Here is a 540-nt window from a genome sequence, read left to right on the forward strand (position 1 = left end):
GGAAATGGACGCCCGCCACCATCGCATCCGCCGCCAGCACGAGCTGGCCGGACGGAGGATCGATCACCGCGGCATCGTCGGAGAGCGCCAAGGCCCCCTCCCCCGCCAGCGGCAAAAAATGGCGCGCGATGAGGGAGAATTCCGGGGGCAGGCTCACCCCCCGTTGAACTCCTCGGCCCGCAGCGCGCGCGCCATCGCGTCCAGCACGCCGTTGCAGAAGCGCGGCTCCTCGCCGCCGAAGAATCCGTGGGCGATGTCCATGTACTCCTTGATGACGACGCGCGCGGGCGGCCCGCCCATGTCGCGCATCTCGCCCCCGGCGGCGCGCAGGATGGCGCGCAGCACCGGGTCCAGCCGCGTCATCGCCCAACCCGTCGCGAGATGCGAGGAGATCACCTGGTCCAGGTCCTCGGTGTGCGTGGCCGCGCCCCGGAGGATGCGAGTGAAGAGCGGTACGTCCGCCTCCTCCACGCGCCCGTCCTCGAAGCCCTGCTGGCCCGGTGCCGTACCCAGCCGATGGCGGACGAACTGGTCCAGCAC

1 protein-coding gene is annotated in these 540 nt (G+C 71.3%); it reads right to left on the reverse strand.

What is annotated here, in order from left to right:
* Nucleotides 1-153 precede the first annotated feature (153 nt).
* Nucleotides 154-540: transcription antitermination factor NusB (nusB, locus tag AC1DWF_RS37945; RefSeq protein ID WP_476843559.1), on the reverse strand; the 387-nt coding region annotated here is incomplete at its 5' end.

Source organism: Aminobacter sp. P4_D5 (genome assembly GCF_056401815.1).